The sequence below is a fragment of the Luteolibacter sp. LG18 genome (assembly GCF_036322585.1).
Taxonomy (GTDB): domain Bacteria; phylum Verrucomicrobiota; class Verrucomicrobiia; order Verrucomicrobiales; family Akkermansiaceae; genus Luteolibacter.
In genome coordinates this window covers 4915045-4941998 of sequence record NZ_AP024600.1, presented here as the reverse complement: position 1 = coordinate 4941998, position 26954 = coordinate 4915045, and the positions used below count along the sequence as shown (strand labels likewise).

The window sequence follows — 26954 nt, the reverse complement described above, 5'->3', positions numbered from 1 at the left end:
CAGCCACTGCGAAATCATTTCAAACGGATGGCTCATGCCTTCCGAAACCAACCAACCCAGCACATGAACAAGATCGTATCACTTGCCGCACTCACCGGCTTCGGGGGCTTGATGCTCACGAGTTGTATCGTCGATCCCGCTCCGCCGCAGCGGGTGGTTTACCGGGATTACCGCCCGGGTTACGTGGTGGAAACCCTGCCGGGTGGCTACCAGACGGAGGTGGTCGGAGGCGTTCAGTACTACCACCACGACAACATCTACTACCGCCCGCAGGGCCGTGGCTACGTCGTGGTCGAATCGCCGCGCATGCATGGCCCGATGATGCCGCCTCCCGGACACATGGGGTTCGGCACCACGGTGACCACGCTGCCGAATGGAGCGCGCATCGTGACCCACAACCGCACCCGCTATTGGGTCCACGACAACGTCTACTACCAGTCCCGCGGCGACGGCTATGTGATCGTGCGCAGTCCGTTCCTGTAAGGGATGGCACACCGGGAAAAGCGAACGGCCGGGGATTTCCCGGCCGTTTGTGTTTCAGGAGTCTGCGGTCAGAAGCAGGAACTCGTCCGGCCGGGAGAGAATATGTTCCGGATTTTCGCCCGCGAGCGATTCGGCGGAGTTGAAGCCCCAGGTGACCGCTGCCACCGGGATGCCAGCCTTTTTCGAGGCCTTGATGTCACGGATTTCATCGCCGACGTAAACCATCTCACCGGCGTCCAGCGAGAAGGTCTTGCGGATCGCGCGGAGGTGCTTGGCCTTGCCGGTCAGCTTCGAGGTGGACGAGATGAAATCGAACAGGTCGCGCAGGCCGTGGGCGCGTAGGAAGAGGTCCACGTTCGCGGTCGCGTTCGAGGTCAGGATGCCGAAGCTGCGGGCCTGGGTGCGGAGCTGGGGCAGCACCTCGGCCATGCCGGGAATGAGCGGCAGTTTGGAAATATTCGCCCGCATCAAGGTGGTGCCCCGTGCCAGCAGCGAGGGGACGCGGCGCTTCGGGATGTCCAGGTGGTCCAGCAGCTCCTTCAGCGAAAGATGGCGCAGGTGGTGGATTTCATCCTGGGTCACCTCCCGCAGTCCGTAATCCGGGGCCATGCGGTTGTAGATCAACCGGGATTCCTCGAGCGTGTCGGCGAGCGTGCCGTCGAAGTCGAAGATGAAAGTGCGGTAGGCCATGACGTCCCAACAGGAAATCCCACCTAGGGGAGATGGTCAACGTGGAACCTGTGACATCATGCCAGCCGCAGGTTCGGATCGATGTCCGCATCGAGCGGGCTCGATTCCCCTCCGAGATGCCTCAGCAGTGCTGCGAAGGCGATCATCGCGGCGTTGTCGGTGCACAGCGCGGGCGCGGCCACCGCGAGCCGGAAGCCGTGCTTGGTGCAGGCGGCCTGGAAGGCTTCGCGGAGCGTGCGGTTCATGCTGACTCCGCCGGAGAGGGCGATGATCTTCAGCCGGTGCTTGCGCGCCGCCTTGATCGTTTTGCCGACGAGGATCTCGATGACCGCCTGTTGGAAGGAGGCGGCGAGGTCGGCCACCGTCTGGCGGTTCTGGATGACCTCCAGCGGCTCGCCGAGGCCCTGCAGGGTGTAGAGGACGGCGGTTTTGAGGCCGGAGAACGAGAAGTCGTGGTGCGGATCGTGCAGCATCGAGCGCGGGAAATCGAAGGCGGCGGGATTGCCCTCGCGCGCGATTTTCTCGATTTCCGGCCCGCCGGGGTAGGGGAGGCCGAGCATCTTCCCGACCTTGTCGTAGGCCTCGCCCGCGGCATCGTCGCGGGTGCCGCCGAGTTTGCTGTAATGGCCCGGCCCCTTCACCTCCAGCAGCAGGGTGTGGCCGCCGGAGACGATCAGCGCGAGGTGCTCCGGCACCCGCGTTTCGGCCACGAAGGGAGAGAGCAGATGGCCCTCGAGGTGGTTGATGGAGAGGAACGGCTTGCCGGTCGCGCAGGAGAGCGCCTTGGCCGCCGTGCTGCCGATGAGAAGCGAGGACGCCAGCCCGGGGCCGGTGGTGGCGGCGAAGGCGTCGATGTCCGCGACGGTCAGCTTTGCGTGGTCGAGGGCCTGCTCGACCAGCGGTCTCAATCTCAGCGAGTGGTTTCGCGAGGCCAGCTCCGGCACCACCCCGCCGTGCACGCGGTGCAGCTCGATTTGTGAGGAAATCTCCGAAGCCAGGATCTCCGTGGGCACGCCATCCTCGCCACGCACGATGGAGACGGCGGTTTCATCACAGGACGATTCGATGGCGAGGAGGGTCTTCAAAGGAGTGGAGGCTTCAGCCGAGGAGGGTCTTCAGGGGGGGCGGAGTCGGGCGGAATCCAAAACCACGAATGAACGCGAATGAACACGAATTTTTGAGTTCGGATCACTTCGGGGTGTCGTCGATCTCCACCATTTCCCGCAGCAGCTTCACCAGCGCGGCGTTGCGCTTCTTGGCCCGGTCCGCGGCCACGTCCTGGAATGCAAACACGACAGCCAGAACGCCGCAGAAGAGCATGAAAAACGGTGTGCCATCGATCCAGGCGATGGCCCCGTAAGCCACACCCAGGAAATAGGGGAGCCCTCGCCGCCAGAGCGAAAGCGGCCTGGGGTCCTCCACTTCCGCGAGAAGGTTCTCGATTTTCAGCGGGCGCGGGATTCTGCAAAACTCGGGATTTGGAGTGCTCATGGGAAATGGGCGGAGTTCATGGAGCCAGCGCCTTCAACGCCGCCTCCATCACTGGATCCTTCCATTTCGCCAGCCGTGCGGCTTCCTCCGGCTTCAGCGAGTCTTTGTGGCGGTAGAGATCAAAGCACACGCGATCTTCATCGCTGAAGGGGATGACCACATCCGGCGTGATCCCGATCCCGTGCGGCGTGCGGCCGGATGGGGTGTGGTAATGCGCGATCGTGAGCCGCAGCGCCGTGCCGCCGCCCATCGGGATGATGTTCTGCACCGAGCCCTTGCCGTAGCTTTGCTCGCCGATGACCTTTGCGCGCTTCAAGTCCTGCAGCGCGCCGGAGGTGAGCTCGGAGGCCGAGGCGGACATGCGGTCCACCAGCACCACGATCGGGTAATCGCGGCGACGGCGCTGGCGGTCGGGCGTCTTCATGGCCTCGCCGATCTGGCCATCGCGGCCGATGGTGGTGACCACGGCGGTCGATGGCGGCAGGAACAGGCCGAGAATTCTCACGGTCTCATCGAGGTTGCCGCCTCCATTTTGACGCAGATCAAGCACCAGCGACTTCATGCCCTGGTCTTCCAAGTCATCGAGTGCGGCCTCCATTTCCTTCGCACAACCGTTGCCGAACTGGGCGAGGCGCACGTAGCCGGTGGTCTTCGCTTGGTCGAGGAGATGGCTTTCGGGCAGCGACTTCGTCTCGACCACGATGTGGGTGAGCTTCACGTCCTTCGGCTTCGGCGCGTCCATCGACTTCACGCTCAAGCGCGAGATTTCCCCCGGTGGTCGGGTCAAGCGCGCCATCAGGTCCGGCAGCGGCAGATCACGCACGTCCTGGTCGTCGATCTTGAGAATGCCGCTCTCCGGCAGCAACCCGGCATCCGCTCCGGGTCCCCGCGTGTCCACACCGGCCACATACGGGCCGCCATCGCGCAGCCCGAGCGTGATTCCCAGCGATGGCAGATGCGGATCGACGTCGCCCTTCTGAAGGGCTCCCGCCATTTCCGGATAGATGAACGAGGAGTGCGGATCGAGGCTGGCGAGCATGCCTTCCAACGCGTGGTTCACCAGGCGGTCGTAGGTCACCTTGTCCACGTCCGGATGGCGCTTCCGCACCGCCTCCAGCACCTGCACGAAGCGCTCGATCGCTGGATAAGCCGTCTCCTCCGCGTCCGGCGGGACATTCGTCTCCGCGGCGGAGATTCCACAGGAAAGGCAGAGGGCAAAGGCGATCGCGCGCATCGCCACGATTCCTAGCAGGAGGTCCGGAAGATGGGAAGAGGGAGATCGTTTATGAAGCCCCTAACTCTCTGTCCCCTTGAGCTTTGGTCGGGGATCACTTTCCGCGATCCAGTGTTTCGAAGCGGATCTCCACCTCGACAGGGGTTTCTGGAGTGATGGTGTAGTTGATGGACGTCATCCCGTCGGCCTGAAAGAACACCGGAACGGGATTGCTGGAGAGACCATGCACTTGAACCTGGGTTGTGTCTCCCGGATACCTCACGTCATAGCTCACCGTTGGGGTGAGGGACTGTCCCCAAGGGCTTTTCAGGTAGGGAGGGGGCGGAACTTGGAAGTTGGTGAGCCGGGTGCCGTCCGAGGCTCGCTTGAGGATAAACGTGGTGTTGACCGCGAACATCCGTGTGAGGTCACTCCGCCAACTTTCGGTCTGTCCGACATAGGCCGCCGCGATCAGTCCCGACAATGCCAGCAGGGGCCAGGCCAAGCGCCGATTGACGGGAGCGTCGTTGTGCTCAGTGAACCATCCTCTGGCCTCTCGTGTGAAAAGGCTCCAGGAGACAAGTGCCCCCGCGCCACAGGTGGCGGCAAGCTGGACCCAATCGGACGCGGAAATGGGGCTGCTGGATGGAGTCCAAAGCAGCCAAGCCGTGGCGGCAAGTCCCCCCACGGTAGTCATGACTGCAAACCACCGCGTGACTTTCCATGCGAATCCCACACGCAGCAGCAGGAAGTATCCCGCCGCGATCGCAAAGGGTTGGGCGCTGAAGAAGGGCCCGCCTTTGCTCCAGCACGCGACAATCATCGAGAACATGGCCGCGAAACCCGCCACCATCAGGATGATCGCTGCCACCACCACGCCCATCGGTGGGCGTGGGTTCATGTCGGGAATGACTGGATCAGCCATGAAAGAAGGCACGTTCTAACAGAACGGAGGCGCGGAGGCCGTGCGTGTGACCATTGCTACTTCCTCACGCCGCGTCCTGGTCCGCCCTGCGGCGGCGGATGAGCGGCGGGCGCTCGCCCTGAACCACCGGACGGTTGATCGTGACGGCCTCGATGTCGCCGCGGGAGGGCACATCGAACATCACGTCCAGCATCAGGCGTTCGAAGATCGAGCGCAGCGCGCGGGCGCCGGTGCCGCGGCGCACGGCCTCCTCGGCCAGCGCGCGCAGGGCATCGCGAGTCACGCGGAGTTTCACGCCGTTCATGGCGAGCTGCTTGCCGTACTGCTTCACCAGCGCGTTCTTCGGCTCGGTGAGGATGGAGATCAGTTCGTCCTCGGTCAGCTTCCGCAGCGAGGAGATCACCGGCAGGCGGCCGATGAATTCCGGGATCATCCCGAAGTGCAGCAGGTCTTCCGGCTGCACCTTCTCAAGGACGTTCACGTTCGGATTGTCGAGGTCCTCGCCGTCCTTCTCGGCATGGAAACCGAGGGTGTTCCGGCCGAGGCGGCGACGCACCATATCCTCCAAGCCCACGAAGGCGCCACCGCAGATGAACAGGATCTTCTCCGTGTTCACCTGGATGTATTCCTGCTGCGGGTGCTTGCGGCCGCCCTGCGGCGGCACGTTGCAGACGGTGCCTTCGAGGATCTTCAGCAGCGCCTGCTGCACGCCCTCGCCGGACACATCGCGGGTGATCGAGACGTTTTCGGTCTTGCGACCGATCTTGTCGATCTCGTCCACGTAGATGATGCCGCGCTCGGCGCGGGAAACGTCGAAATCGGAAGCCTGGAGCAGGCGCAGGATGATGTTCTCCACGTCCTCGCCGACGTAGCCCGCTTCCGTGAGAGTGGTGGCGTCCACGATGCAGAACGGAACGTCCAGCACTCGGGCCAGCGTGCGGGCGAGCAGGGTCTTGCCGGAACCGGTCGGACCGAGCAGTAGGATGTTCGATTTCTCGATCTCCACGTCCTTGAACTCGTCATCGAGCTTCGCCACGTCCTGGCGCAGGCGCTGGTAGTGGTTGTAGACGGCGACGGAGAGCACCTTCTTCGCGTGCTCCTGGCCGATCACGTGCTCGTCTAGGCGGGCGCGGATCTCGGCGGGCGAGGGGACGCGGTTGCCGGCTTTGTCGCCGGTGCCTTTGCCCTTCCCGGGAGTGCCGGCGAGTTCCTTTTCAAGGATGTTCGAGCAGACCTCGATGCATTCGTTGCAGATGTAAACGCCCGGACCGGCGATCAGTTTTTTGACCTCGGAGTGGCTCTTGCCGCAGAACGAGCACATCGTGAGATTGGAAGCGCGGGCCATGGTGAAAGGGGGAAGGAGGTTCCTTCGGTGCAGGCGATCTTACCCCAGTAAACGCCGCGAGAAACGAGAAAATTCGGGAATGGAACGGGAAGGGGGATTTTCGAAGCGGATCTGCGGGAATGCACGTAAGCGACTTCGTTTTTTCGGGCGTCTCAGTAGCGGAAGAACCGCTTCAGCGACAGCATCGGACGCTCCAGCACCTGCCAGCTCACCCACGCCCCGGCGAACGTCAGTCCGAACGCCACCACCACGAACATCAGCACCGCGCCGATCGAGACTCCGCCCGTGAGCCCGACGATCCAGCGCCCGAACACCACGTCCTTCAGCCACGGATCGAACAGGTAATGAAGGAGATACAGCCCGTAGCTGAATTTTCCGAACACCACCCAGCCGCTGCCGGAAAGTATCCGCCACACGGGCGAAGCCTGCCGTAGTGCCAGCATTAGCAGCGCTCCCCAGAAAAACGGCGAGAACGGCACCAGCGACACCTGCTCTGGAAACAGGATTCCGGCCAGCATCGCCACGCCACTGACCGCGGCCGCCGCCGGGGCCCGTCCCATCCAGTGCTCCCACCGAGCCGGATCGCGGAACACGATCGCCAGCCAGGCTCCGACGGCGAGCGTGTTCAACCGCGTGGCCGTGAATAGGTACGCTCCCACCGGGTTCCCGGAAAAGTGCAGCGCGAAATGAACCACCGGCGCGATTACGAGGCACGCCAGGCAGATCCGCTCGATCCCCCGCCGCGGAAGGCACCGCACCAGCAGCGGCCAGACGAGGTAGAACTGTTCCTCCACCGCCAGCGACCACAGGTGGCTCAGGTTCACGCCAGAGGGCGATACCAGCCAATCGTGCTTCCACGTCGCCCCGAGGTTCGAGGCGAAGAGCCAGTACCACCATGGCGAATCCGGACCCGCGGGCCGGGTCAGGAAGACCCCGATCAACACCGCGTAGTAGAGCGGGAAAATCCGCACCGCCCGCCGCAGGTAGAAGACGGAAAAGTAGCGTCCGCCCGTTTTCGGCGCATCCAGCAGGATGCCGGTGATCAAGAAGCCGGACAGCACGAAGAACATGTCGACGCCCGTGAACCCGCCGTGGAGGAACCGGAAGAACGCGTTGCCCTTGTCGATCAGTCCGCCCGCGGTGATGAAGTGGCTCCACATCACCAGCACGATTGCCACTCCGCGGAACCCATCGAGGGCGCGGTGATGACGGGGAGCAGCGGAATCGGACACGGGAGAAATGGGTCGGGACGCGGAAAAGACGCCGTCCCGGAGGAAGAAGCGCAAGGGTGATCTCGTGGAAATCGCACGTTCCGGCCGTCCTTCAGGAGGGTGGGGTGGGTGCCGTGCTTTCCAACCAGACCGATGCAGCGTGGGCATGGATCGTCAAAGCGGCATGGGTCTGGTGGCTTTGATGCAAAGGCGGAGTTGGAGACGCCCTCTTGAAGGAGGAACTACTTACGAAGAGAAAACAAAAAGCGCCGGATGTTTCCACCCGGCGCTTCCTTTGAACTGTTGTCGAAAGAGGCTCAGCCTTCCTTCTTCTCGTCGATCGCGGAAAGCACCGCGTCCGGGAGTTGCTTGCGGCTTTCCAGCACCTTGTCGACCAGACCGTAGGCCATGGACTCTTCCGCGCTCATGTAGTTGTCGCGGTCGGAATCGCGCTCGATCTGCTCCACCGACTTGCCGGTGTGCTTGGCGAGAATGCCGTTGAGGCGCTTCTTCAGGTTGAACATGAAGCCGATGGTGCGCTCCACGTCGGAGGCCGTGCCCTGGGCACCGCCGGAGACCTGGTGGATCATCACGTGGGAGTTCGGCAGGCAGTAGCGCTTGCCCTTGGTGCCCGCGGTGAGCAGCACCGAGCCCATCGAGGCGGCGATGCCGATGCAGTAGGTGTTCACGTCGCAGGTCAGGAACTGCATCGTGTCGTACATCGCCAGACCGGCGGTCACCGAGCCACCCGGCGAGTTGATGTAGATGTGGATGTCCTTCTTCGGATCCTGCATTTGGAGGAAGAGGAGCTGGGCGATCACGGAGTTCGCCACGAAATCGTCGATCGGCGTGCCGATGAAGATGATCCGGTCCTTGAGAAGACGGGAATAGATGTCGAAGGAGCGTTCACCGCGGCCGTCGTTTTCGACGACGACTGGGACATAGTAGCTGTTTTGAGGACCCATGGCGCGGGAGACGTTTGGAAAATTCGGCGTCTGCGAAATGTTCATCGTTCTCCCCGACCTTGGCGCGCCCGTCTGTAATGTCAATGGCCCCTTGCGGCTAGTTTGGTGGCTTCTTCAAAACAAAAGCGCCGGGTGGATGCACCCGGCGCTTTTTTAAAAGGAATCTCGATCGCGGTGTTCACCGCGGCCGGAAAATCAGGCTTCGCCGAGCGGCTCGCTGGTTTCCTCGACCTTGGCGTTTTCGACCACGAAGTCGATCGCCTTGCCGACGAGCATCGAGTTGCGCACGCCCGGGAGGCGGCCGGAGCGCTGCAGGTCGCGGATGAACTTCTTCGGAGCCTGCTTGCGGGAGTTGGCGATCGCCACCAGGTGGTTCACCAGCTCCTGGTCGCTCACGCTGATGTTCTCGGCGCGGGCGATTTCCTGGAGGATGAAGTTGGTCTTGATGTTCGACTTCGCCTGGCTGCCGGCGTTCGCGAAGATCTCGGTCTGCTGGGCTTCGACTTCTTCCTGGGAGAGACCGGACTGGATGCCCTGGCGGACCATGGCGTCGGCCTGGTTCTGGGTCTCCTGGGCGAGGAGTTCTTCCGGCACGTCGAATTCGACCTGCGTGTTGAAGTGCTCCACGATCTGGTTGACCTTGAGGTCGTCGATCTGGCGGCGGCGCTCGCGCTCCATGTTGTCGCGGATGATCGTCTTGATCTCTTCCAGCGTCTTGCCCGGGGCGAGCTTGGCGGCGAGTTCGTCATCCAGCTCCGGAAGCACGGCTTCCTTGAGCTCCTTCACGGTCACCGCGAAGACCACTTCCTTCTCGCGCAGGTCGGAGAGCGGGAAATCGGCCGGGATGGTCACGGTCACTTCCTTGCTGTCGCCGGCGTTCAGGCCGACGAGCTGGGCGGCGAAGCCCGGGAGGAAGGAGTCGTCGTTGATGCGGACCCAGAAGCCCTCGCGGCCGCCGATGTAACCGGCCGGCTTGCCGAGGAATTCCTCGAGCGGCTTGCCTTCGGTGGTCGAGGTGTAGTCGATCACGGCGAAGTCACCGGTCTGGAGGGCGCGGCCTTCCAGCGTGTTGAAATCGGCGAAACGCTCGCGGAGGCCGTCGAGCTGCTTGTTGAGTTCTTCATCCGGCACGGCGACGGCCGGGACCTTCACCGGGATGCCTTTGTACTCCGGAAGGGTGATTTCCGGGGCGAGGAGAATGCGGGTGGAGAAGGAGAAACCGCCGTCGGCGGTGAATTCGGTGGACTCCGGCACGCCGAAGTCGAGCACCTTCAGGGACTCCTTGCGGAGCGCCTCATCGCAGCCTTCCTGCATCAGGCGGTCGCGGAGTTCCTCGCTGATTTCCTTCTCGTAGCGCTTTTCGATGACCTTGCGGGGGGCCTTGCCGGGGCGGAAACCGGGCAGCTTGGCCTGTTTGGTGTAACCCGCGACAATGCGCTCGCGCTCGCCGGAAACCTGCTCGGCGGGAATCTCGACGCGGAGGGTGGCGACGCACTTGGGCTGCTTTTCGACAACAATGTTCATGGTGGCGGGACCGGCACGGTACGGCCGGGGGCGGGAAGCTAGGGCCGCTCCGGCCCGCTTGTCAAACCGGGTATTCGCCATTCCGCCCCGATTCGGTGGGGATTGGGAGCCCGGCGGGGCGGAATCCAAGGATTCCCGGGGCAAAACCGGGACGGTAACGTCTTAGTCAACGGAAGTTGATGATTCAGCAGCTCGAAAGAGAGAGGGCCAGGAGCGTGAAGACCGTTACCCCTCCATCTGAACGGAGTTTGTCACCTGATCGCCGGGCTCGCTCAGTTCGGTTGGTTGAGAGGCGTCCTGCCATTCGATACTGTTCCGTTGTGATCGGGAGCTGAACTAAGGCCTTCCTTTGGCGGGAAAATTGCGGAGCATTGGAGCGATGGCATCGAAATTTGTGAAGGGCCTTCGCGGTGTTGGGTGGGGGCTGGCGCTTCCCGCGATTTTCTTCGGGGTGCTCTATTTTCCCAGACTGCGTCACTTCGGTGATCACGAACCTTGGGTGGAAAATCTCCACGATGCATTTTTCAAGAATCTCAATGTGCACTCGGGATCCACCCGCCTACTGCATGTCCGTGGGAAGGTGTTTCCGCTTCTCGATTCACAGTCTTATCTTGAGCTGCCGGCGCTCAAGGCAATCGTTGTAATCGAACAAGGAGGAATGACCGGCGGGCGACATCCCTTATTGGTGGACAAAATCTCAGGAGAGGAGGTTCGTTTTGAAACTCGCGGCATTCGACTGGAGTTCCTCGGTGAGGTGACGGTTGAGAGTTGTAGTGCGGATGGATTCCTACTCTCAAATGGGCCCCATGAATTTGAATTCAACCTGCGGAACCGCACGCAATTCGGCCGGAAAAAAATGTGACGGAAAATGTCCTGCTGCGCCGGGGCCGTTCGTCGTCTAGATGAAACGACCCCATTTGAAACAACCATGAGTGCCACCACCAATACCGTCCGCCTCCACCGCGTCCTCCGTTCCAAGCCCGAGCGCATCTACCGCGCTTTCCTCGATCCCGATGCGATGGCCAAGTGGCTGCCGCCGCACGGCTTCACCGGCAAGGTCCACCACATGGACGCCACCGTGGGCGGCACCTACCGGATGTCCTTCACGAACTTCAATACCGGCAGCAGCCACGCCTTCGGCGGGAAGTTCCTGGAGCTCGTCCCGAACGAACGCCTCCGCTACGACGACCAGTTCGAGGACCCCAATCTTCCCGGCACGATGATCACCACCGTCGAGCTGCGGGAGGTGTTCTGCGGGACCGAGGTGAACATCACCCAGGAAGGCATCCCCGGCATGATCCCGGTGGAGGCCTGCTACATGGGCTGGCAGGAATCGCTGGAACTCCTTGCGAAGCTCACCGAGCCGGAGATTCCGGATCAGATGTGAAATAGCGCGGGTTTCCCATTTGCAGTCGGGGCGGTTCTTCCGCTCCGGCGCAGCAAATGTAGCACAAGCATTCCTGCTTGTGGGTGGGAGCGCTCGCGCGTTCTCGTACAGGAACAATCGGACTATGAGGTTCCGTCGACCAGGGCGACTGGATGTGCGGAGGTGTTCGTGGATCTTCCCTACCGCAAGTTGGAAACTTGTGCTACTTCGCTGCCGCATTCCTCGCCTTCTCAAGAAGGGCCTCGATCGCCGTCCAAGTTACCGCCAGGCTGGCTTCCGGGATTGGGTGGGTGCCATCGGGAATCCACTTCTTGAATTGCTCTTCATGCTCCTGCTGGAGCTTCAGCCAGTTCGGGTAGTGGTCCACCAGCGGCAGCCCGTGTTCCCGGGCGTAGCCACGATAACTCTCGTAGTAATCCGCGAGATGCGGCCGGGCCTTGGCGGACGCGCGTTCCGGCGGCTCGGCGGGTGAGTCCCACGCCGGGTTCATGGTCTGGAGCACGATGTCCACCTGCGGGTTCTGCTCGCGCAGGGCTTTCACCATGGCGTCGAGGTTCTTCACCGCCTGCTCGACCGGGATCTGGTGCTTGGTGGCGGAGTCGTTCATCGAGAACTCGATGAAGACGAGGTCGGGCTTCTTCGAAAGCACCCGCTCCTGGAGGTTGGCGAGGCCCCAGTTCGACTGCTGTCCGGATTGCGCGCTGTTGATCACCTCGACCTTGCCGGGAAACCGCTGGTCGAAGTAGCCCTTCAACGCCTGCGGCCAGGCGGCGGTGTGGGACAGGCTGGTGCCATAGACCACCACGGTCTCCCGCTTGGCCGTCTGGAGGTTTTTGAAAAAGTTCACGGGCAAGGGGGACTGGACCGGTTCCTCGGCGGCATGGGTCGCGGACAGGAGTCCCAGGAAAAGCACCGGCAAAGCCAGTGCTCGGATCGACCGGGAGATGGACGGAATCAGGGAACGCATGGAATGGTTCGATTGGAGGATGCTGGCGTTGCCGCGCTCATCGGGCAAAACCCATTTGCTTCAGCCACAGCGCGCACTCGCCGGTCCACGGATGGCGGTGCTGCGGGTCCCACTGCCGGCTGCCGAGTCCGATGCCGTGGGGGCCGGAAGGGTAGAGGTGCAGGGCGAAGGGGACGCCATTTTGCTTCAAGGCCGCGGCGAAGAGCCGCGAGTTCTCGACCTTCACGATAGTGTCGTCCTCGGTGTGGAAGATGAACGTGGGAGGGGTGTCCTTGGTTACCTGCTTTTCATTCGAGAGCGAATCGACCAGCGCCGGGTCCGGTTGCTCACCGAGCAGGTTCTTCCGGCTGTCCTCATGGGTGGCCGGTCCGAGCGTGATCACCGGATAGCAGAGGATGCCGAGGTCGGGTCGGGAGCTCACCCGCTCGATGGGATCGGAGGCACCCGCCTGACCGGGATCGAAATGCGTGAGCGCGGTCGAGGCCAGATGCCCGCCCGCCGAAGAGCCGATGATTCCGATGCGCTTCGGATCGAGTTTCCATTCCGGGGCCTTCGCCCGGACGTAGCGGATCGCGCGCTGGACGTCGTTCATCATCGCCGGGTGATGGTAGCCATTGGTGCCGAGGCGGTATTTCAGGACGAATGCCGAAATGCCCATCTCGTTCAGCCAAAACGCGTAATAGAGCCCTTCATGCGGGGTGAGTTTCGCGTAAGCGCCTCCCGGACAAATGATCATCGCCGCCCCGGTGGCGTTCGTGGGGGGCGCGAAGAAGGGGGTGAGGGTGGGGATGTCCTGTGGCTCTTTGCCCTTGGCTCCGGGAGCGCCCTTCGGCCAGAGGGGCATTTCGTCGCTCGGCATCTTCTGCCAGTAGTCCGGCGACCACGCGGCGGACGGTTCTTCCGCGGACAATGGCAGGGTCATGATCGCGACCAGCAAGGCTAGAAAGAGGTGGAGGTGGGATTTCGGCATGATTCGTCGCTATCAACGTCTTAAATTCCATGCAATTTTCAAGATTCCTTTCCGGGATATGGAAACGAATCGTCTGGCAGGCCGCTGTGCGCGTTACGCGGGAACCCCGCCATCCGTGAGTCCCGCCCACGACCACAATCCCGGGTCGAGCTCGGCTCGCGCGGCTTCTGCCACGGTATCGGCTGACGCCAGATCGTGGAGCACGGCAAGCATGGTCGAGCCGGAACCGCTCATCAGCGCCCCGGCCACCTCCGGCCGATCGAGCAGCCATTCCTTCACCTCGGCGAGGAAGCGGTGCTTCTCGAAGACCGGTCGTTCCAGATCATTCACGAGTTCGCCCCACGAGAAGACCTGAGCGTCATAGCGGACGCCCGGCAGCGGCTGCGAATCCTTCCATCGCTTGTACGCATCCGGCGTGGCCACCCCGAAACCCGGTTTCAAAAGCAGCACCGGCAATGCGGGCGGGCAGGGGGCTGGTTCCAGAACCTCGCCGCGGCCGGTGCAGCGCACCGCGCCCGGCATCAGGAAGAAAGGAATGTCGGAGCCGAAGCTGCCGGCGATCTCGATCAGGCGCTCCAAAGACAATGGCGTGCCGTGCATCTCGTTCACCGCCGCCAGCGCGCTGGCGGCATCGCTGCTGCCACCGCCGAGGCCCGCGCCGTGCGGCACGTGCTTTTCAAGGTGGGCGTGGCATTCCGCCTTCCGTCCGGCGGCGGCTTCCCAAGCACGGATCGCCTTCACCACCAGGTTCGATTCATCGCCCGGCACCGTGGGATCGGAGCAGGAGAACGCGAACGCCTCCGCCTCGCGGAACTCCAGGGTGTCCGCCAATCCCGGCAGGCGGATCATGAGCGTGTCGAGTTCGTGGAAACCGTCCTCACGCCGACGCACCACGCGCAGCGAGAGGTTGAGTTTGGCGGGAGCGGAGACTTGGATCATGCGGGGAAATCGCGGGTGATGAGGGCCATCATGCGACCCGTCTTGCCCATCTCGATGCGGTAGCTGTAGTGACGGGCCAAATCGGTGGCCGTGTTCTCGCGGCAGTCGGTGAACGAGGCAAGCCCGGCCTGCTCCGCCTGGCGTCCGATCTCGGTGGCGAAATCGATTTCGTAGTGCGGCGGGCGGATGCACGGGCCGAGCACGGCGGTGACGTCCTCCGGCCGGGTGCCGAATTCGCGGGCCATGGTCTCCAAGGCGGTCTGGAAGATATTTCCCTCCGTGCCCTTCTTGCCGGAATGCAGCATCCCGATGGCTCCGGTCTGCTGGTCCGCCAGCCAGATGGCCCCGCAGTCCGCCACGTAAATGGCCAGGACCGTGCCGGGAGTGTTCGTTACCAGGCCATCGACACCGGGCACCACCGGTAAACCGTCCGGCGCGGAAATCGTTTCCGCTCCGGGCACCACGGCCACGCCGGTGCCGTGCACCTGTTCGGCGCGCCACCAGCTTTCCGCCGTGCCACCGAAGGCGGCCACCGCGTTTTCATGATGTGGCCGCAGACGACGCATCGCTTCATCGCGGTCCGCATCTTCCACCACCACGCCGGGAATGCGTGGGATCCAGGTGGCCCGGAAACCGGGCAGGGAATTGATAGGGTCTAGAAAGGGGGGCGCCTCCGTCACGGAGCGACCGTAACGGAGGCGCGAGGGATCCGCCAAGCGGGTTTCGTTAGCGGAGTCCGACGCTCACGCGATGGCGCGGCCCTTGATGGCGCGCTTCGTGTGTTCGACGGCTTCCGCCTCGTCCTCATCCATGCCGGCGAGGATTCCCGCGAGGTCACTGGCGATCTCCTTGCGCATTTTCGAGACAAGCTCGGCGCCCTTGGCGGTGATACGCACCATGATCTTACGACGATCTTCGGCAGCGTGGACACGTTCCACATAGGCCAGCTTCTCCAGCCGATCGACGAGGCCAGTGGCCGCGGCGGTCGAATGGCCCATCTTCTTCGCGATATCCGACATGGTCAGATATTCCTCGCTCGAAAGATACGTCAAAAGGAAGAACTGGGGGAATGACACGTTTCCTTTGTTGAGTTCGGACGACAGGTTCAGAATGCAGCTACGCTGCGTAAACAAGACGAAGTCAGCGAGACGATCCGCATCGGCTTGAACCGACGCGCTCGACGCGCTCGATGTGCTCAGTTTCATGGCTGGTTTTAGTGTTCATGCTTCGGGACAAGTAAGGGAGCACAGCCTTTGCGAGAGGAAAACTAGCAGGAATGCCAAATAGTATTCAACTCCAAACTGCGAAAATTTAAGACTTCCTGATTATCGGGAGTCCAAGTTTTTGAAATTACGCCGCTTGGTTCGTCCTGCAAGGGGGGAATCAGGGGGCGGAGGGGGGAGGGGGAATGTTTTCCGCCGGTTTCTTTTTATCCGAAGGCGGTTCCGGGATCGGTTTGGACGTCTCTTCCTCGATGGGAAGGGTGTAGAGGACGCCATCCCCGACCTCCGGCAGGCCTGCTTGAATGTCAGCGGCGGCGAATTGTCCGAGCTTCTCGCCGCTGCAGCGGAGGTTCGAGACCCGGTTTTCGCCGGCCCGGGTGGTCAGGATCGCTCCGGTGGGGACCTCCCATTGGCCGTAGCTTTGGATCAGCACGAACTTCTTGTCGCCGGAGATGGAAGATATCCGGCCGACCAATTTGGTGGCGGGCTCCTTCGGCTTCTCCTCCTTTTTGGGCTTTTCAGAATGGAACAAGGAGCAGGCGGGCAGCGAGGCGGTGACGAGGACGGTGAGAAGGATTCCAGTGGCCCGGTTCATGGCCTTGAAGGTGCTCGCGGCTGGACTTTCCTGCAAGCCGATGAATTTTCTGCGCGAGGATGTTGACGATCTCCGTCACCTGTGGTTCAACGCTCCCGCGCAAGCAACACGGAGCGGTGGCTGAGCGGTCGAAAGTACCTCTTTGCTAAAGAGGCGTAGGGGAAACCTTACCGAGGGTTCGAATCCCTCCCGCTCCGCCATTCAGGCCGACCTCATCAAGGTCGGCTTTTTTGTGTCTGTGATCCGCGTGACCTGTTGGCGGAGGGAGGGGCGAGAACCCTTGCCGAGCGCCGCGAGGCTTCTTGAGGGTTCGACCGCGGTAGCCGTTGGCAACGGCGTGCCAAGGCTCATGCGAAGCATGCAAGGTGACAGGGCCGGAGCGAAGCGGCGGCAATCCCTCCCGCTCCGCCATTCAGGCCGACCTATTTAAGGTCGGCTTTTTTGTGGCGAGTTGGATGGGCTGATGAGGGGAAGGTGGGTTTGAGCAGCCCGATCCTGGCACGATTATTTTCGGGTGGAGGAGCCACTGGTTCGCTCCGATGACATCGAGGGATTGGGGCTGGTCGATCAGAACGGTGGGGACGTCCCAATGATTGTCCGCATCTGCTCCGATCCCGTCATGAGGAGTAAGGAATCCCTAGTGAGTTGAGTGGTTCTATATTCCAACAATTTAGAGATGGATTCCGGGTTTTGCGGCGTTTTGGATCGCACATTCTCGAAACGCGCCCGCTGGCAGGAACGTTTCCGAACACTGAAACCCGATCCCAAACCCGATGAAGTCCTGGCTCTTCTGCTTGCCCGCGGTGGCTGCGTACGTCTGGTCCGCGCCTGCGGCCCACGCTGTCCTGAAAACCGGAGATCCGGCGCCGAAGATCCAGGTGAGCGCGTGGGCACAAGGCGAGGAAGTGAAGGAGTTCGAGGGGGACAAGGTCTACATCGTCGAGTTCTGGGCCACCTGGTGCGGGCCGTGCATTGCCTCGATCCCGCACGTCGACGAGCTGCAGAAGAAATACAAGGACAAGGGCCTGGTGGTCATCGGGCAGAACCTCGGCGAGGACTCGGCGAAGGTTTCCGAGTTCGTCAAAAAGATGGCCGGGAAAATGAGCTACCGCGTGACGGTGGACGACAACAAGAGCGAAGGTGGCTGGATGGCGAAGCACTGGCTCACCGCGGCGGGCCAGAACGGCATCCCCTGCGCGTTCGTGGTGAACAAGAAGGGCGCGCTCGCCTACATCGGCCATCCGATGGAGCTGAAGGAATCGTTGATCGAGGGACTGCTGGCGGAGGCCTCCATCAAGTCCTCCTCCGGCGACCAGCCGACGGCGGAAGCGACGGCACCGAGCGCGAAGGCCGCTGAACTGGCGGCGCGCGCCCAGACCGAGATCCGCGCGGGCAAGCTGGACGAGGCCGAGGCGACCATCGCGCAGCTCCAGGAATCGCTCACCGGGAAATTCGGTTACATCGGTGGCCTGGCGGAGCTGGACCTGCTGCTGGCGAAGAAGCAGCCGGGCGACGCGCTCGAACTCGGCAAGATCCTCTGCGAGGACTACGCGAAGCAACCCGAGGTGCTGGTGTCCATCGCGGCCCACTTGGTGGCGCAGCCGGACGCGGGTGCACCGTTGCGGAGCGCGGCGGAAAAGATCGCGACCCCGCTGACAGCGGCCGCGGGTCCTGCGCAGGCTGTCGCGTTGACGACGCTGGCGCGCATCGCGGAGCTCAATGGCGACAAGGACCGCGCGGCGGAACTTCAGGCCAAGGCCAAGCAAGCCGCCCCGACCGCTCCGAACCTCAAGCCCTGAGGTCCTCCCTCCAGAACCTCACCATTTTCTTTTCCCATTCGTTCCAGCATCCTCCATGATTGATACCCGAACCCATTTCGTCCAGGCCGTGCGCGAGCGCGTCAGTGAAGTCGTCGTCGGCCAGGACGTCGTCGTCGAACGCATGATGATCGCGTTGCTCACCGGCGGCCACCTGCTGTTGCTGGGCGTTCCCGGCACGGCGAAGACCCTGCTGGTCAACTCGGTGGCGAAGGCGATCGACCTCCAGTTCAGCCGCGTGCAGTTCACGATCGACATGCTGCCGTCCGACATCATCGGTTCGGAGTTGCTTGACCAGGCGACCGGCCGTTTCCGCACCCACCAGGGTCCGGTGTTCACGAACCTGCTGCTGGCGGATGAAATCAACCGCGCGGCGCCGAAGGTGCAGAGCGCGCTGCTGGAGGCGATGCAGGAGCGCAAGGTCACGATCGGCAACGCGACCCATCCGCTGCCGATGCCGTTCCTGGTGATCGCCACCCAGAACCCGATCGAGCAGGCGGGCACGTTCGAGCTTCCGGAAGCGCAGCTCGACCGCTTCATGTTGTGCCACCGCATCGACTATCCCACCGCCGAGCAGGAGGAGGAAGTGCTGCGCCGCCAGTTGAAGATGGGCCTGAAGAAGGTCGACGGCGGCGCGATGCCGAAGAGTGCGTTCGACATGATCAACGCCGAGCCGGTGTGCCGCCTGGAGGATCTGATTTCCGCGATGTCCGATGTGCAGGCGGTGCATGTCAGCGAGGTGTTCATGAAGCACTGCGTGGAGCTCATCCGCCTGACCCGCACGCATCCCTCGATCGAGATGGGATGCTCGACGCGCGCCAGTCTTTCCATCGTGCAGGCCGCGCGGGCCCGGGCGTTCGTGAACCAGCGTGACTACGTGGTGCCGGAGGATCTTTTCGAACTGGCGGAGGACGTCATTCTCCACCGCATTCGCCTCAGCTACGAGGCGCTGGCGGAAGGCCGGAAGCCGGGACAGGTGCTCGAGGAGCTGCTTCACCAACTCGGCTGATCCCGCGCCCGATGAAACCCTCCGGGACCCTGCCCTCCGACCATCTCGACGCGCGGCAGTTCGAGGTGGCCGTGAAGCGGCTCGCCAACGCGCTCGCCTATGGCCAGGAAAGCTCGCCTTTCCTCGGCTCGGGCATCGAGTACGTGCAATCGCGCCTCTATCAGCCGGGAGATCCGGTGAAGTTCATCGACTGGCGGACGACCGGCCGCACCGGGCGTTTTCACGTGAAGGAATACGAGGCCCCGAAGCAGATGCCCGTGTATCTGCTGGTGGACACCTCGGCCTCGATGTCGATCAGCTCGCTGAAGATGAGCAAGTACGCGTGGGCGGTGCAGATCGCCGGCGGGCTGGCGCTGGCGGCGGTGGAGCACATGAACCCGGTGGGCCTGATGGGAGTGGGGGAGCGCGCGCTGCACCACACACCGGCGCTTTCCCGCGGCATCATCCTGCAATGGCTGCACCAACTCCGGCACCTGCATTTCAGCGAGGGCACGACGCTCGGCAAGCGGGTTCGGGAACTCATCCCGCGGGTGGAACAGCGCTGCCTGTTCGTGGTGATCAGCGACCTTCACGATCCGGACGCGCTGCCCGCGATCAAGCTGATGGCGCAGGACCACGATTGCGCGGTGCTGCATCTGGAGGACCCGGCGGAACGCGGGGCGCTTCGCGCCGGAATCCTGCGGGGCCTGGAGGCGGAGTCCGGGAAGGAATTCGTGGCCCGGGGTGGCACGCGATTCCTCACGGAGGACACGGCCGGTCCGTTGGCCCGCGCCGGAGTGGATTATCTGAAGCTGCCGACTGACGAACCGATCGTGGCGCGGCTGCGGCATTTCCTGAAGAACCGCACGAACTCGAGGAGGAACGGATGAGATCGCGCTCCCTTGGATTCATTCGCGTGGCGGCCTGCGCCATGGCGTCGGCCCAGTTTGCGGCAGCGGTTCCGAAGCCGGGCGACATTGGCTTGGAGCGGGACTACGCGGTCACGCTCGACCGCGGCGATTACCAGCCGCGGCCGATGGACGATCGGACGCCGCTGATTCTGCGCCTTGAAAGGGTGCAGCAGGAGAAGGACGGGCGCTTCACTTACGTGTTCCATCCGATCGGTTTCGAGCCGGGCAATCACCGGTTGGCGGATTACCTGGTGCATCCGGATGGCACGCCCGCGGTGGAGATCGGTGATCTCAAGATCGAGGTGGGCTCGTTGCTACCTGCCGACTACCAGGGCGAGCTCAACAAGTTCACGCCGCAGCCGTTTCCCTGGTTCGGGGGCTACCGGATGGCGCTCGGTGGTCTGGCGGTGTTGTGGCTGTGCGGGCTTCCGGCCTTGATCTGGCTGGGCCGGAAGAAGCCGGTGGAGAACGCGGAGGAAGCCGCGCCGCCGGTGCCGTCCTATGCCGAGCGGATGCGTCCGCTGGTGGAGGCCGCAGCGGCTGGTAATCTCACTGCCTCCGGGCAGGCGGAGTTGGAGCGGCTGATGTCCGGATACTGGCGTGAGAAGCTCGTGGGCGCGGACCAGCGCATGACCGTCGCGCTGGCATCCCTCAAACAGCACGCCGAGGCGGGGCCGCTGCTGCGGGCCCTGGAGCGCTGGCTGCACCATCCCGGCGGCGCGAGCCGCGGCGAGATCGATTCCTTGTTGGAGCCCTACCGGCACCTGGCCGTGGAAAGCGGGGTGGGCGCGTGAGTTTCCATCATCCCGAGGTGTTGTGGCTGCTGGCGCTGCCGGTCCTGTGGGGCTTCTGGCAATGGGTGCGCCGCGGCCATCCGGTGGTGCTGCCGTTCGACCATGGCCAGCAGGGCGGGGGCAAGGCGCTGCGCTTCCTCACCAACCTGGCGGGAACACTGCCCGCGGTGCTGCTCGCGATCGCCGTGCTGATGCTGGCCGGACCGCGCAAGTCCGCGCCGCCGCAGGACGAGCGGGTGATGAACAACATCATCCTGTGCATCGACGTGTCCGGCTCGATGGGCATGCGCTTCGGCAAAGGCACGCGCTTCGAGGCCGCCGTGGAGGCCGCGCGCGATTTCTGCACCTACCGCAAGGGCGACGCCTTCGGGCTCACGATCTTCGGTTCCGAGTACATCCACTGGGTGCCGCCGACGAAGGAGATGTCCGCGCTGACCAACGCGATGAAGTACATCCGCCCGGACAACATGCCGCCGTGGATGGGGGGCACGATGATCGCCAACGCGCTGCATGGCTGCCGCGAGCAGCTACTCCGCACCGAGCAGGGCGACCGCGCGGTGATCCTGATCACGGACGGCGGCAGCAGCGACTTCGCTGATGGCGGCGACCGTCGCGCGGCGGAGGAACTGGCGGCGGCGAACATCCGCGTCTTCGGCATCCTTATCGGTGGCGGCGAGGATGGCATGGGAACCGGTGGCATGGAGACCATCGCGGGGACGACCGGTGGCAAGGTCTTCAATGTTTCCGACCGCTCGGCCCTCGACAACGTGTTCCGCGAGATCGACCGGATGCAGAAGGCGCGCTTCAAGCAGGTGACCGCGGATTGGGTGGACGACTACACCCCGCTGTCCATCGCCGGCCTCGCGGCAGCCGCGCTTTATGTCCTCTCCTTGCTGGGGCTCCGATACAACCCGTGGTGATGCCCATGAATCCTGAAACCCTTCATCTTCAGGCCATCTGGGCCGCCCTCGCCGTCGCCGTGATCGCTGGTGCCGGCGAATGGCTGCACGCCCGCCGCATCGCGCGGGTGCAGGCGCTGGCCTTCGGCCCGGGCGGTCGTCCGCGGCGCTGGACCGTGGTGGCTCCCACCCTGCGGGTGATCGGGCTGACCGGGCTCGCTTGGTCGCTGGTCACGCTGCTTTCCTTCGACCGCCTGACGCGCGAGCGCGATGGGCGCAAGGCACCGGACAGGAACCTCATGGTGTTGCTCGACGTGTCGCCCTCGATGTTGCTCAAGGACGCCGGTGAAAGCCGGAGTGACACCCGCAATGCCCGTGCCTCCGCCGTGCTCAAGTCGGTGCTGGACCGTGTGCCCGGCGATCGGGTGCGCTTCACCGCCGCCGGGTTCTACACCGAGACGCGGATGTTGGTGAAGGAATGCCAGGACCGCGAATTGATCCTGCATCTCGCGGGTGGCACGCCGTTCCACATCACCTACAAGCCGGGGAAGACCGACCTGCTGAAATCGCTCAACCAGGCCGGGGTGATCATGAAGGATTGGGAGCGGAAATCGACGACGCTGCTGGTGATCTCGGATGGCGACAGCGTCCCGCCAACGGGACTCAACCCGATGCCGTCCTCGGTTTCCGAAGTCATCTTCGCCGGGGTGGGGGATTCCAGCCGCGGCACGTTCATCGATGGCCACCTGTCCCGCCAGGACACGGCGAACCTCTCGCAGCTCGCGCGGCGGCTGCACGGGAACTTCTACGACTGCAACGTCCGCCAGGTGCCCAGCGAGGCGCTGAAGAAGCTCAATGCGGAGGACACCGGTTCCGCCCGCTGGCGCACGGACCGGCGTTTCATCGCGCTGGCGATCCTCGCGGGTGGCTCCGTCGTGCTGTGCCTGCTGCCTCTGGCACTCGAATACCTCGGCAGCGCGTGGCGCCCGCGTCCGGCACCGCTCCGTTCACTCCAGCCCCGCACGGCCCCATGAGGAAGTATCTCGTTCTCGTCTGGTTGCTGCTGCCACTGCCCGTGGTGGTGGTGCATTTCGGTCGCGGCCAGCAGTGGCTCGCCCGCGACAAGGCGCATTCGTTCATCACCCAGGCCGAGGCCGCGGAGAAGGCCGGGGATTGGAAACGCGCCGATGAACTCTATCGCGATGCCGACCAGGCCGTCGGCGCGCAGGACCGTGAACTGAAACTGCGGCTCGATCTCGCGCGGGCACGCACCGGCTTCCGCACGGGTGAGGTGGTCGCCGCGATCGATGGGGTGGACAAGCTGTTGAGCGACACGGCGGTGGCGGCGATGCCCGCGGATTTCCAGCGCGAGGCGCACGAACTGGCGGCCCGCCTGCACTACTACGCGGGCTGGGTGATGCGGCTGGAAGGGGCGAAGCGTGAGCTGTGGATGGAGGAGGCCGAGCTGGCCCGCCAGAATTTCCGCCTACTTTCCGAACACCACTCGGAGGGCGCCAGCGATGATCAGAAGCGCCGCCAGAAGGAGGATCTCGAATCCGCCGTGCAGCTCCAGAGGCTGAGCCTCACCGAACTGATGGCCCGTCCGCTGCCCGAGGAAGGACGCTCGGCGAGCGGCCAGGGCCTCAGCGAGCAGATGGGCAAGCGCCGCGGCCAGCGTGGCAACAAACCCGGCAAGGGGCCGGGTGAGGAGGGCCCGCCGTCGTCCGGCAGTGGCACCCAACGTTTCCAGCCGGGTTCCGGCTCCTAACCGATTTCAAAAACATCCAGACTCTCATGAAGCCTTCGTTCAGCAACCCGCTTTTCCATGGATCGGTGCGACTCGCCCTGTTGCTCGCGGCATCGGCGGCCTCCGCCCAGGTGATCCAGATCGTGCCACTCCAACCGGCAGCCCCGCAACCCGCCCAGCAGGCCCCTGCGGGCCAACCGGCGGCCGCGGAGCCTGCCAAGGAGGCCACCGCGGACCAGGACCTCGGCAAGGCGCTGCGGACGATGAAGTTCGATCGGTCGGGGGAAGCTTTGATCGCAGCGACCAAGTCGCAGAAGAAGGACACACCGCCGACTCCCGCGGAGACCTTCGGCATGGCGGTGATGTACGGCGATTGGGCGGAAGTCGGCAAGATGCTGGCTGCCCTGCCGCCGCAGGACGCCAGCGCGGGGTACACGAGGCTGTTGGATTCGCTGGCGGACCAGTCGATTTCGGTGGGTGCGGTGTTGAAGACTCCGGAGAATGCGGTCGATGACGACGAGGATCCGCGGGAACGCTCGCAGCGCCTGCAGAAGGAGCGCGAGGAGCTGAAGAAGAAGCCCGCGCCGATCCTCAGTGAGGATTTCCACGCGCTGGTGGACGCCTGCCCGGGTGACCTGAAGGAGGAGAACGTGCCCGCGCTCGCGAAGCTGGTGAAGACCGCGCTGGGCGAAGGTGGCCGGGTCACGCTCGTCGCCCGGATGGAGAAGGGCTGGAAGGGGCTCGGTGGCTCAACTCCCGAGGGGAAGAAGCTGGCCGCGAAGCTGCTGTCCACGCTCGGCTGGATCCGCGATGCCGGTCCTTTCCTGCCGCTCCAGAAGGAAGCGTGGGAGGAGGCGGACACCACCCAGCTCATCTTCGCGATGGAGTATTTCACCCGCATGGGGGTGGAGGAGAAGGACGAGCGGCAGCTCCAGTCGGCCGCTGACATCGCGGCGCGGCTGATGAAGAGCGCGCGCTTCGGGAACTACACGCGCCCGCAGTTCCGCCCCGCGATGGAGCGGCTGGTGCAGTTGCTGCCCGCGCTCGACCCCGCGCAGGCGCAGAAGCTCATCAAGGAGCAGCTGTTCAACCAGACCGCCACGCTTTCGGAGCTCATTGGCATCATCGGCGAGCTGGGCCAGAAGACCGCGCAGGGCACCGACGTGCAGGCGCGCGCGTCCAGCCTCGGCACGCAGCATCTCATCCTCGAGGCGCTGGCGGACAAGGAGGGAGCGCTGCCACCCAATGCCACGGTGCTGGTGATGAATTGGCTCAATGAGGCGGAGGGTTGCTACCGCGCCGGTGGCGTGGTGGTCACCGAGATGTCCCAGGCGGAGCGGATGATGCTGCGCCGCTACGGCTATGGAAACGGGCAGGAAAAGGCACCGACGCTTTCCACCGACCAAGTGCTCTCCACGGCTCCGCCGAAGGCGCTGATCGGGCGGCTCAACGCGGGGCTGGCCCAGCGGGTCGAGCTCACGCTGGTGAAGGTGGGCATCCTGCGTCCGGACGAGGCGGATCTCACGCTGCTCAAGGACTACGTGAAGAAGCATCCGGGCCTCGAGCGCGAGGTTTGCCAGGACGTGCTGGCCGGTTGGGTGTCGAAGCGGACGAAGCCTTCCGAAAGCGAGCAGGTGAAGCAGATGCGCGCCTATGGCATGTATGTCCCGCCGCAGATGCAGCAGCAGGGTTCTGGCATCCCGCTCACGCGCCTGCGCCAGAACCAGAACATCCAGCATTTCAAGGCGTTGCTCACCGAGCTGCGCGGGCTTTCCCGGGATTCGCTCGATCCCAAGCTGATCGTGCAGGCTTTCATGACCCTGCACAGCGGAGCGGAGGTTTACCGGATGGAGGACATCGAGGCGATCTTCGGGCCGCCGGAGAAGATGGTGCCGAAGGAGTTGCTGGACCTGCTGGGCGGCATGCGCGAGCGCCTCAACCAGGAGTGGCGCGATCCGAAGGCGCAGCAGCAGGCGGGCACGAATCGCACCGAGCAGGAGGCGAAGGACGAGGTTTCCCGTGGCTATCGCACGGCCCTGGAGCTGGCGAAGCGCGGCATCCGCCCGGAGAGCGGGGACTGGTCCGCGTTCATCACGCGCGGGCAGTTGTTCTACGATGCCTCGCAGTATGAACTGGAGCGGCAGGTGAAACTCACCGACTACGTGAGCCTGCGCGACGAGGCTTTCGCGAGCTTCCGCAAGGCGACGGAAATTTACGCGGCGAAGCTGCCGACGCTGCCGCGCGGCCAGTGGACGATCGAGCCCTACCAAGCGTGGTTCATCGTCATGCTCGGTGCGAGCGATCTCGGCCAGCTCACCACCAACACGGCGCGTACCGATCCGGGGCTGAAGTCGATCGGCGACGCGATGCGCGGCCTGCCGGGAGATGCGGGCGCTCGTCACCTGGAGTTGTTCGCGAAGATGCTCGGCGAGTTGTTCCCGCGGGTGCCGGCGAATGTCCGCCAGTTGTTCCTTGGCTCCGGTCTGGCGATCGTCGGCGCGGACAATCCGGCGGCGGCCGCAGCCACCAAGTCGCTGGACTATTACAAGGAGCTGCTGAACGAGATCCAACTGCGGGTGAAGGTGGACGGTCCGAACCGTGTGGGCCACGGCCAGCCGTTCGGCGCGGTCGTCACGCTCGAAACCACCCGCCAGTTGCTGCGGGAAAGCGGCGGCTTCAGCAAGTATCTCCAGAACCAGTCCGACCAGCAGCGTGGGATGTACGGCGGTGGTGGTGGACAGGGGGCGAAGAACCTCCGCGACGATTTCACCAAGAACCTCCACGCCGCGCTCGATGAGACCTTCGAGGTCGTGTCGATCACCTTCCACGATGCCGCGGTCAAGACCATCGACCTGCCACGCGAGGGCTGGGTGGAAACGCCGATGGCTTACATGGTGCTGCGCGCGAAAACCCCGGCCGTCGACCGCATCCCGTCGGTCCAGCTTGATGTCGATTTCGTCGACCAGCCGGGCCAGGTGGTGCTGCCGGTGATGTCCCAGGTGGAGCCGCTGGATTCGCATGACGCCAGCGTGGAGAACCGCCCGTGCGGCGATCTGGGCTTGTCCCTGACCATGGACGAACGCGAGTGGAAGGACGGCAAGGTCGTGGTGGAAATCCAGGCCCGTGGCCAGGGGGTGATCCCGGATCTCGACGGGCTCTTCGACACCAAGCGCGAGGGCTTCGATCTGGAAAACGTGGACGGCAAGCTCTCGGTGTCGCAGTTCGTGAGCGACGGCAAGAAGCGCCTGCCGCAGGCCGACCGCAACTGGCAGCTCACCTACCGTCGTCAGGCCGGACTGAAGGGCGACGTGGTGTTTCCCTTCCCGGCGCTCAAGGCGGGCGTGAAACCGGCGTCGATCGACTACAAGCACTATCAGGACGCGGACCTCGTGGAGGTGGATGCGGCGACGGCTGCGGCCGGTGTGAAGCTGGCGGGCCAGACGGGCGGAGTGCTCGGCAAGTCCATCGTGGTGGTCGTGATCCTCGCGGCCCTCGGCGCGCTGATCGCCTTCCTGAAGCGGAAGCAGCAGCAGACCGCGGTGGTGGCGAAGGAGCTTTCGGCACCGGCGAATCCCACTCCGTTCTCGACGGTGGCGTTCCTGCGCCGCATCGGCGTGACGCACGGTCATGCCTTGTCCGACACGGAGAAGGTGGCCTTGCGGGACCAGATCGTGGAGATCGAGTCCCGCCACTTCAGCGCGGGGGAAACGTCCACCGGCGACTTCGCTCCGATTGTCAGCAAGTGGCTCGAGATCGCCCGCCGCACCTCGGGTGCGGTGTGAGGTCTGCCTGTTTTCGTTCACTTCGGCGCGGTGTCTGGATCGCGCCGGAGCGCGTCTTCTTTATCCAGTCGTGTGCTCTCTGGACACC

Annotated in this window: 26 protein-coding genes and 1 tRNA gene; 12 read left to right on the top strand and 15 right to left on the bottom strand. The window is 63.9% G+C overall.

Going from position 1 to position 26954, the window contains the following annotated elements; translation table 11 throughout:
• Window positions 1-63 precede the first annotated feature (63 nt).
• Window positions 64-483, top strand: a complete 420-nt coding sequence (locus llg_RS19745; protein ID WP_338286736.1) for a DUF6515 family protein — start codon at window positions 64-66, stop codon at window positions 481-483.
• 54 nt (window positions 484-537) lie between these two features.
• On the opposite strand, the gene llg_RS19740 is transcribed toward llg_RS19745, so the two are convergent.
• The 9 genes from llg_RS19740 to tig all read right to left on the bottom strand — a co-directional run bounded on the left by llg_RS19740 (window position 538) and on the right by tig (window position 9847).
• Window positions 538-1173 (bottom strand): HAD-IA family hydrolase, encoded by a 636-nt coding sequence (locus tag llg_RS19740; RefSeq protein WP_338286734.1) that lies wholly within the window; start codon window positions 1171-1173, stop codon window positions 538-540.
• Window positions 1174-1229: 56 nt separating this feature from the next.
• The gene (gene tsaD / locus llg_RS19735) at window positions 1230-2258 is read right to left on the bottom strand and encodes a tRNA (adenosine(37)-N6)-threonylcarbamoyltransferase complex transferase subunit TsaD (protein WP_338286732.1); all 1029 of its coding nucleotides are present in this window, start codon (window positions 2256-2258) and stop codon (window positions 1230-1232) included.
• A 103-nt stretch (window positions 2259-2361) separates the two neighbouring features.
• A complete protein-coding gene (locus llg_RS19730; RefSeq protein WP_338286730.1) occupies window positions 2362-2664 on the bottom strand; it encodes a hypothetical protein in 303 nt (100 codons plus the stop codon).
• A gap of 16 nt (window positions 2665-2680) precedes the next feature.
• Window positions 2681-3898: a S41 family peptidase gene (locus tag llg_RS19725; RefSeq protein WP_338286728.1), complete on the bottom strand. Its 1218-nt coding sequence runs from the start codon at window positions 3896-3898 to the stop codon at window positions 2681-2683.
• Window positions 3899-3992: 94 nt separating this feature from the next.
• Entirely contained in the window at window positions 3993-4802 is an 810-nt protein-coding gene (locus llg_RS19720) for a hypothetical protein (protein WP_338286727.1), read from the bottom strand.
• Between the two features lie 64 nt (window positions 4803-4866).
• Complete coding sequence (clpX, locus tag llg_RS19715; RefSeq protein WP_338286725.1) at window positions 4867-6147, bottom strand: ATP-dependent Clp protease ATP-binding subunit ClpX; 1281 nt, start codon at window positions 6145-6147, stop codon at window positions 4867-4869.
• A 152-nt stretch (window positions 6148-6299) separates the two neighbouring features.
• The gene (locus llg_RS19710) at window positions 6300-7379 is read right to left on the bottom strand and encodes an acyltransferase (RefSeq protein ID WP_338286724.1); all 1080 of its coding nucleotides are present in this window, start codon (window positions 7377-7379) and stop codon (window positions 6300-6302) included.
• A 296-nt stretch (window positions 7380-7675) separates the two neighbouring features.
• Window positions 7676-8323: an ATP-dependent Clp protease proteolytic subunit gene (locus llg_RS19705; RefSeq protein ID WP_338286722.1), complete on the bottom strand. Its 648-nt coding sequence runs from the start codon at window positions 8321-8323 to the stop codon at window positions 7676-7678.
• A 195-nt stretch (window positions 8324-8518) separates the two neighbouring features.
• A complete protein-coding gene (tig, locus tag llg_RS19700; RefSeq protein ID WP_338286720.1) occupies window positions 8519-9847 on the bottom strand; it encodes a trigger factor in 1329 nt (442 codons plus the stop codon).
• Window positions 9848-10226: 379 nt separating this feature from the next.
• On the opposite strand from tig, the gene llg_RS19695 reads away from it, so the two are divergent.
• Together llg_RS19695 and llg_RS19690 are read left to right on the top strand one after the other, a co-directional pair.
• Window positions 10227-10709 (top strand): hypothetical protein, encoded by a 483-nt coding sequence (locus llg_RS19695; RefSeq protein WP_338286719.1) that lies wholly within the window; start codon window positions 10227-10229, stop codon window positions 10707-10709.
• A gap of 66 nt (window positions 10710-10775) precedes the next feature.
• On the top strand, window positions 10776-11234 hold the full coding sequence (locus llg_RS19690; protein ID WP_338286717.1) for an SRPBCC family protein: 459 nt from the start codon (window positions 10776-10778) through the stop codon (window positions 11232-11234).
• Window positions 11235-11436: 202 nt separating this feature from the next.
• On the opposite strand, the gene llg_RS19685 is transcribed toward llg_RS19690, so the two are convergent.
• The 6 genes from llg_RS19685 to llg_RS19660 form a co-directional block, all read right to left on the bottom strand.
• Complete coding sequence (locus llg_RS19685) at window positions 11437-12201, bottom strand: SGNH/GDSL hydrolase family protein (protein ID WP_338286715.1); 765 nt, start codon at window positions 12199-12201, stop codon at window positions 11437-11439.
• Between the two features lie 37 nt (window positions 12202-12238).
• Window positions 12239-13171, bottom strand: a complete 933-nt coding sequence (locus llg_RS19680; RefSeq protein WP_338286713.1) for an alpha/beta hydrolase — start codon at window positions 13169-13171, stop codon at window positions 12239-12241.
• Window positions 13172-13264: 93 nt separating this feature from the next.
• Window positions 13265-14110 (bottom strand): 4-(cytidine 5'-diphospho)-2-C-methyl-D-erythritol kinase, encoded by an 846-nt coding sequence (ispE, locus tag llg_RS19675; RefSeq protein WP_338286712.1) that lies wholly within the window; start codon window positions 14108-14110, stop codon window positions 13265-13267.
• Window positions 14107-14709 carry a laccase domain-containing protein gene (locus llg_RS19670; protein WP_338286711.1) on the bottom strand — a complete coding sequence of 201 codons (603 nt, stop codon included), beginning with the start codon at window positions 14707-14709 and terminating at the stop codon, window positions 14107-14109. Before llg_RS19670 ends, ispE begins: the two co-directional genes overlap by 4 nt.
• A gap of 144 nt (window positions 14710-14853) precedes the next feature.
• Window positions 14854-15315 carry a MarR family transcriptional regulator gene (locus tag llg_RS19665; protein WP_211634224.1) on the bottom strand — a complete coding sequence of 154 codons (462 nt, stop codon included), beginning with the start codon at window positions 15313-15315 and terminating at the stop codon, window positions 14854-14856.
• 178 nt (window positions 15316-15493) lie between these two features.
• On the bottom strand, window positions 15494-15928 hold the full coding sequence (locus llg_RS19660; RefSeq protein ID WP_338286706.1) for a hypothetical protein: 435 nt from the start codon (window positions 15926-15928) through the stop codon (window positions 15494-15496).
• Window positions 15929-16038: 110 nt separating this feature from the next.
• Between llg_RS19660 and llg_RS19655 the strand changes: the two genes are divergently transcribed.
• The 9 genes from llg_RS19655 (at window position 16039) to llg_RS19615 (ending at window position 26866) form a co-directional block, all read left to right on the top strand.
• A tRNA-Ser gene (locus llg_RS19655) sits at window positions 16039-16128 on the top strand.
• Window positions 16129-16701: 573 nt separating this feature from the next.
• Window positions 16702-17727, top strand: a complete 1026-nt coding sequence (locus llg_RS19650) for a TlpA disulfide reductase family protein (protein WP_338286705.1) — start codon at window positions 16702-16704, stop codon at window positions 17725-17727.
• Window positions 17728-17782: 55 nt separating this feature from the next.
• On the top strand, window positions 17783-18754 hold the full coding sequence (locus llg_RS19645) for a MoxR family ATPase (RefSeq protein WP_338286703.1): 972 nt from the start codon (window positions 17783-17785) through the stop codon (window positions 18752-18754).
• A gap of 11 nt (window positions 18755-18765) precedes the next feature.
• Entirely contained in the window at window positions 18766-19623 is an 858-nt protein-coding gene (locus tag llg_RS19640) for a DUF58 domain-containing protein (RefSeq protein WP_338286702.1), read from the top strand.
• A gap of 41 nt (window positions 19624-19664) precedes the next feature.
• Window positions 19665-20438, top strand: coding sequence for a hypothetical protein (locus llg_RS19635; RefSeq protein WP_338286700.1), 774 nt, complete (start codon window positions 19665-19667; stop codon window positions 20436-20438).
• On the top strand, window positions 20435-21358 hold the full coding sequence (locus llg_RS19630; protein ID WP_338286698.1) for a BatA and WFA domain-containing protein: 924 nt from the start codon (window positions 20435-20437) through the stop codon (window positions 21356-21358). The genes llg_RS19635 and llg_RS19630 overlap by 4 nt, the downstream gene beginning before the upstream one ends.
• 5 nt (window positions 21359-21363) lie before the next feature.
• Window positions 21364-22371: a hypothetical protein gene (locus llg_RS19625; RefSeq protein WP_338286696.1), complete on the top strand. Its 1008-nt coding sequence runs from the start codon at window positions 21364-21366 to the stop codon at window positions 22369-22371.
• Window positions 22368-23105: a hypothetical protein gene (locus llg_RS19620; RefSeq protein ID WP_338286695.1), complete on the top strand. Its 738-nt coding sequence runs from the start codon at window positions 22368-22370 to the stop codon at window positions 23103-23105. Before llg_RS19625 ends, llg_RS19620 begins: the two co-directional genes overlap by 4 nt.
• A 26-nt stretch (window positions 23106-23131) precedes the next feature.
• The gene (locus llg_RS19615) at window positions 23132-26866 is read left to right on the top strand and encodes a hypothetical protein (protein WP_338286692.1); all 3735 of its coding nucleotides are present in this window, start codon (window positions 23132-23134) and stop codon (window positions 26864-26866) included.
• Window positions 26867-26954: the final 88 nt, after the last annotated feature.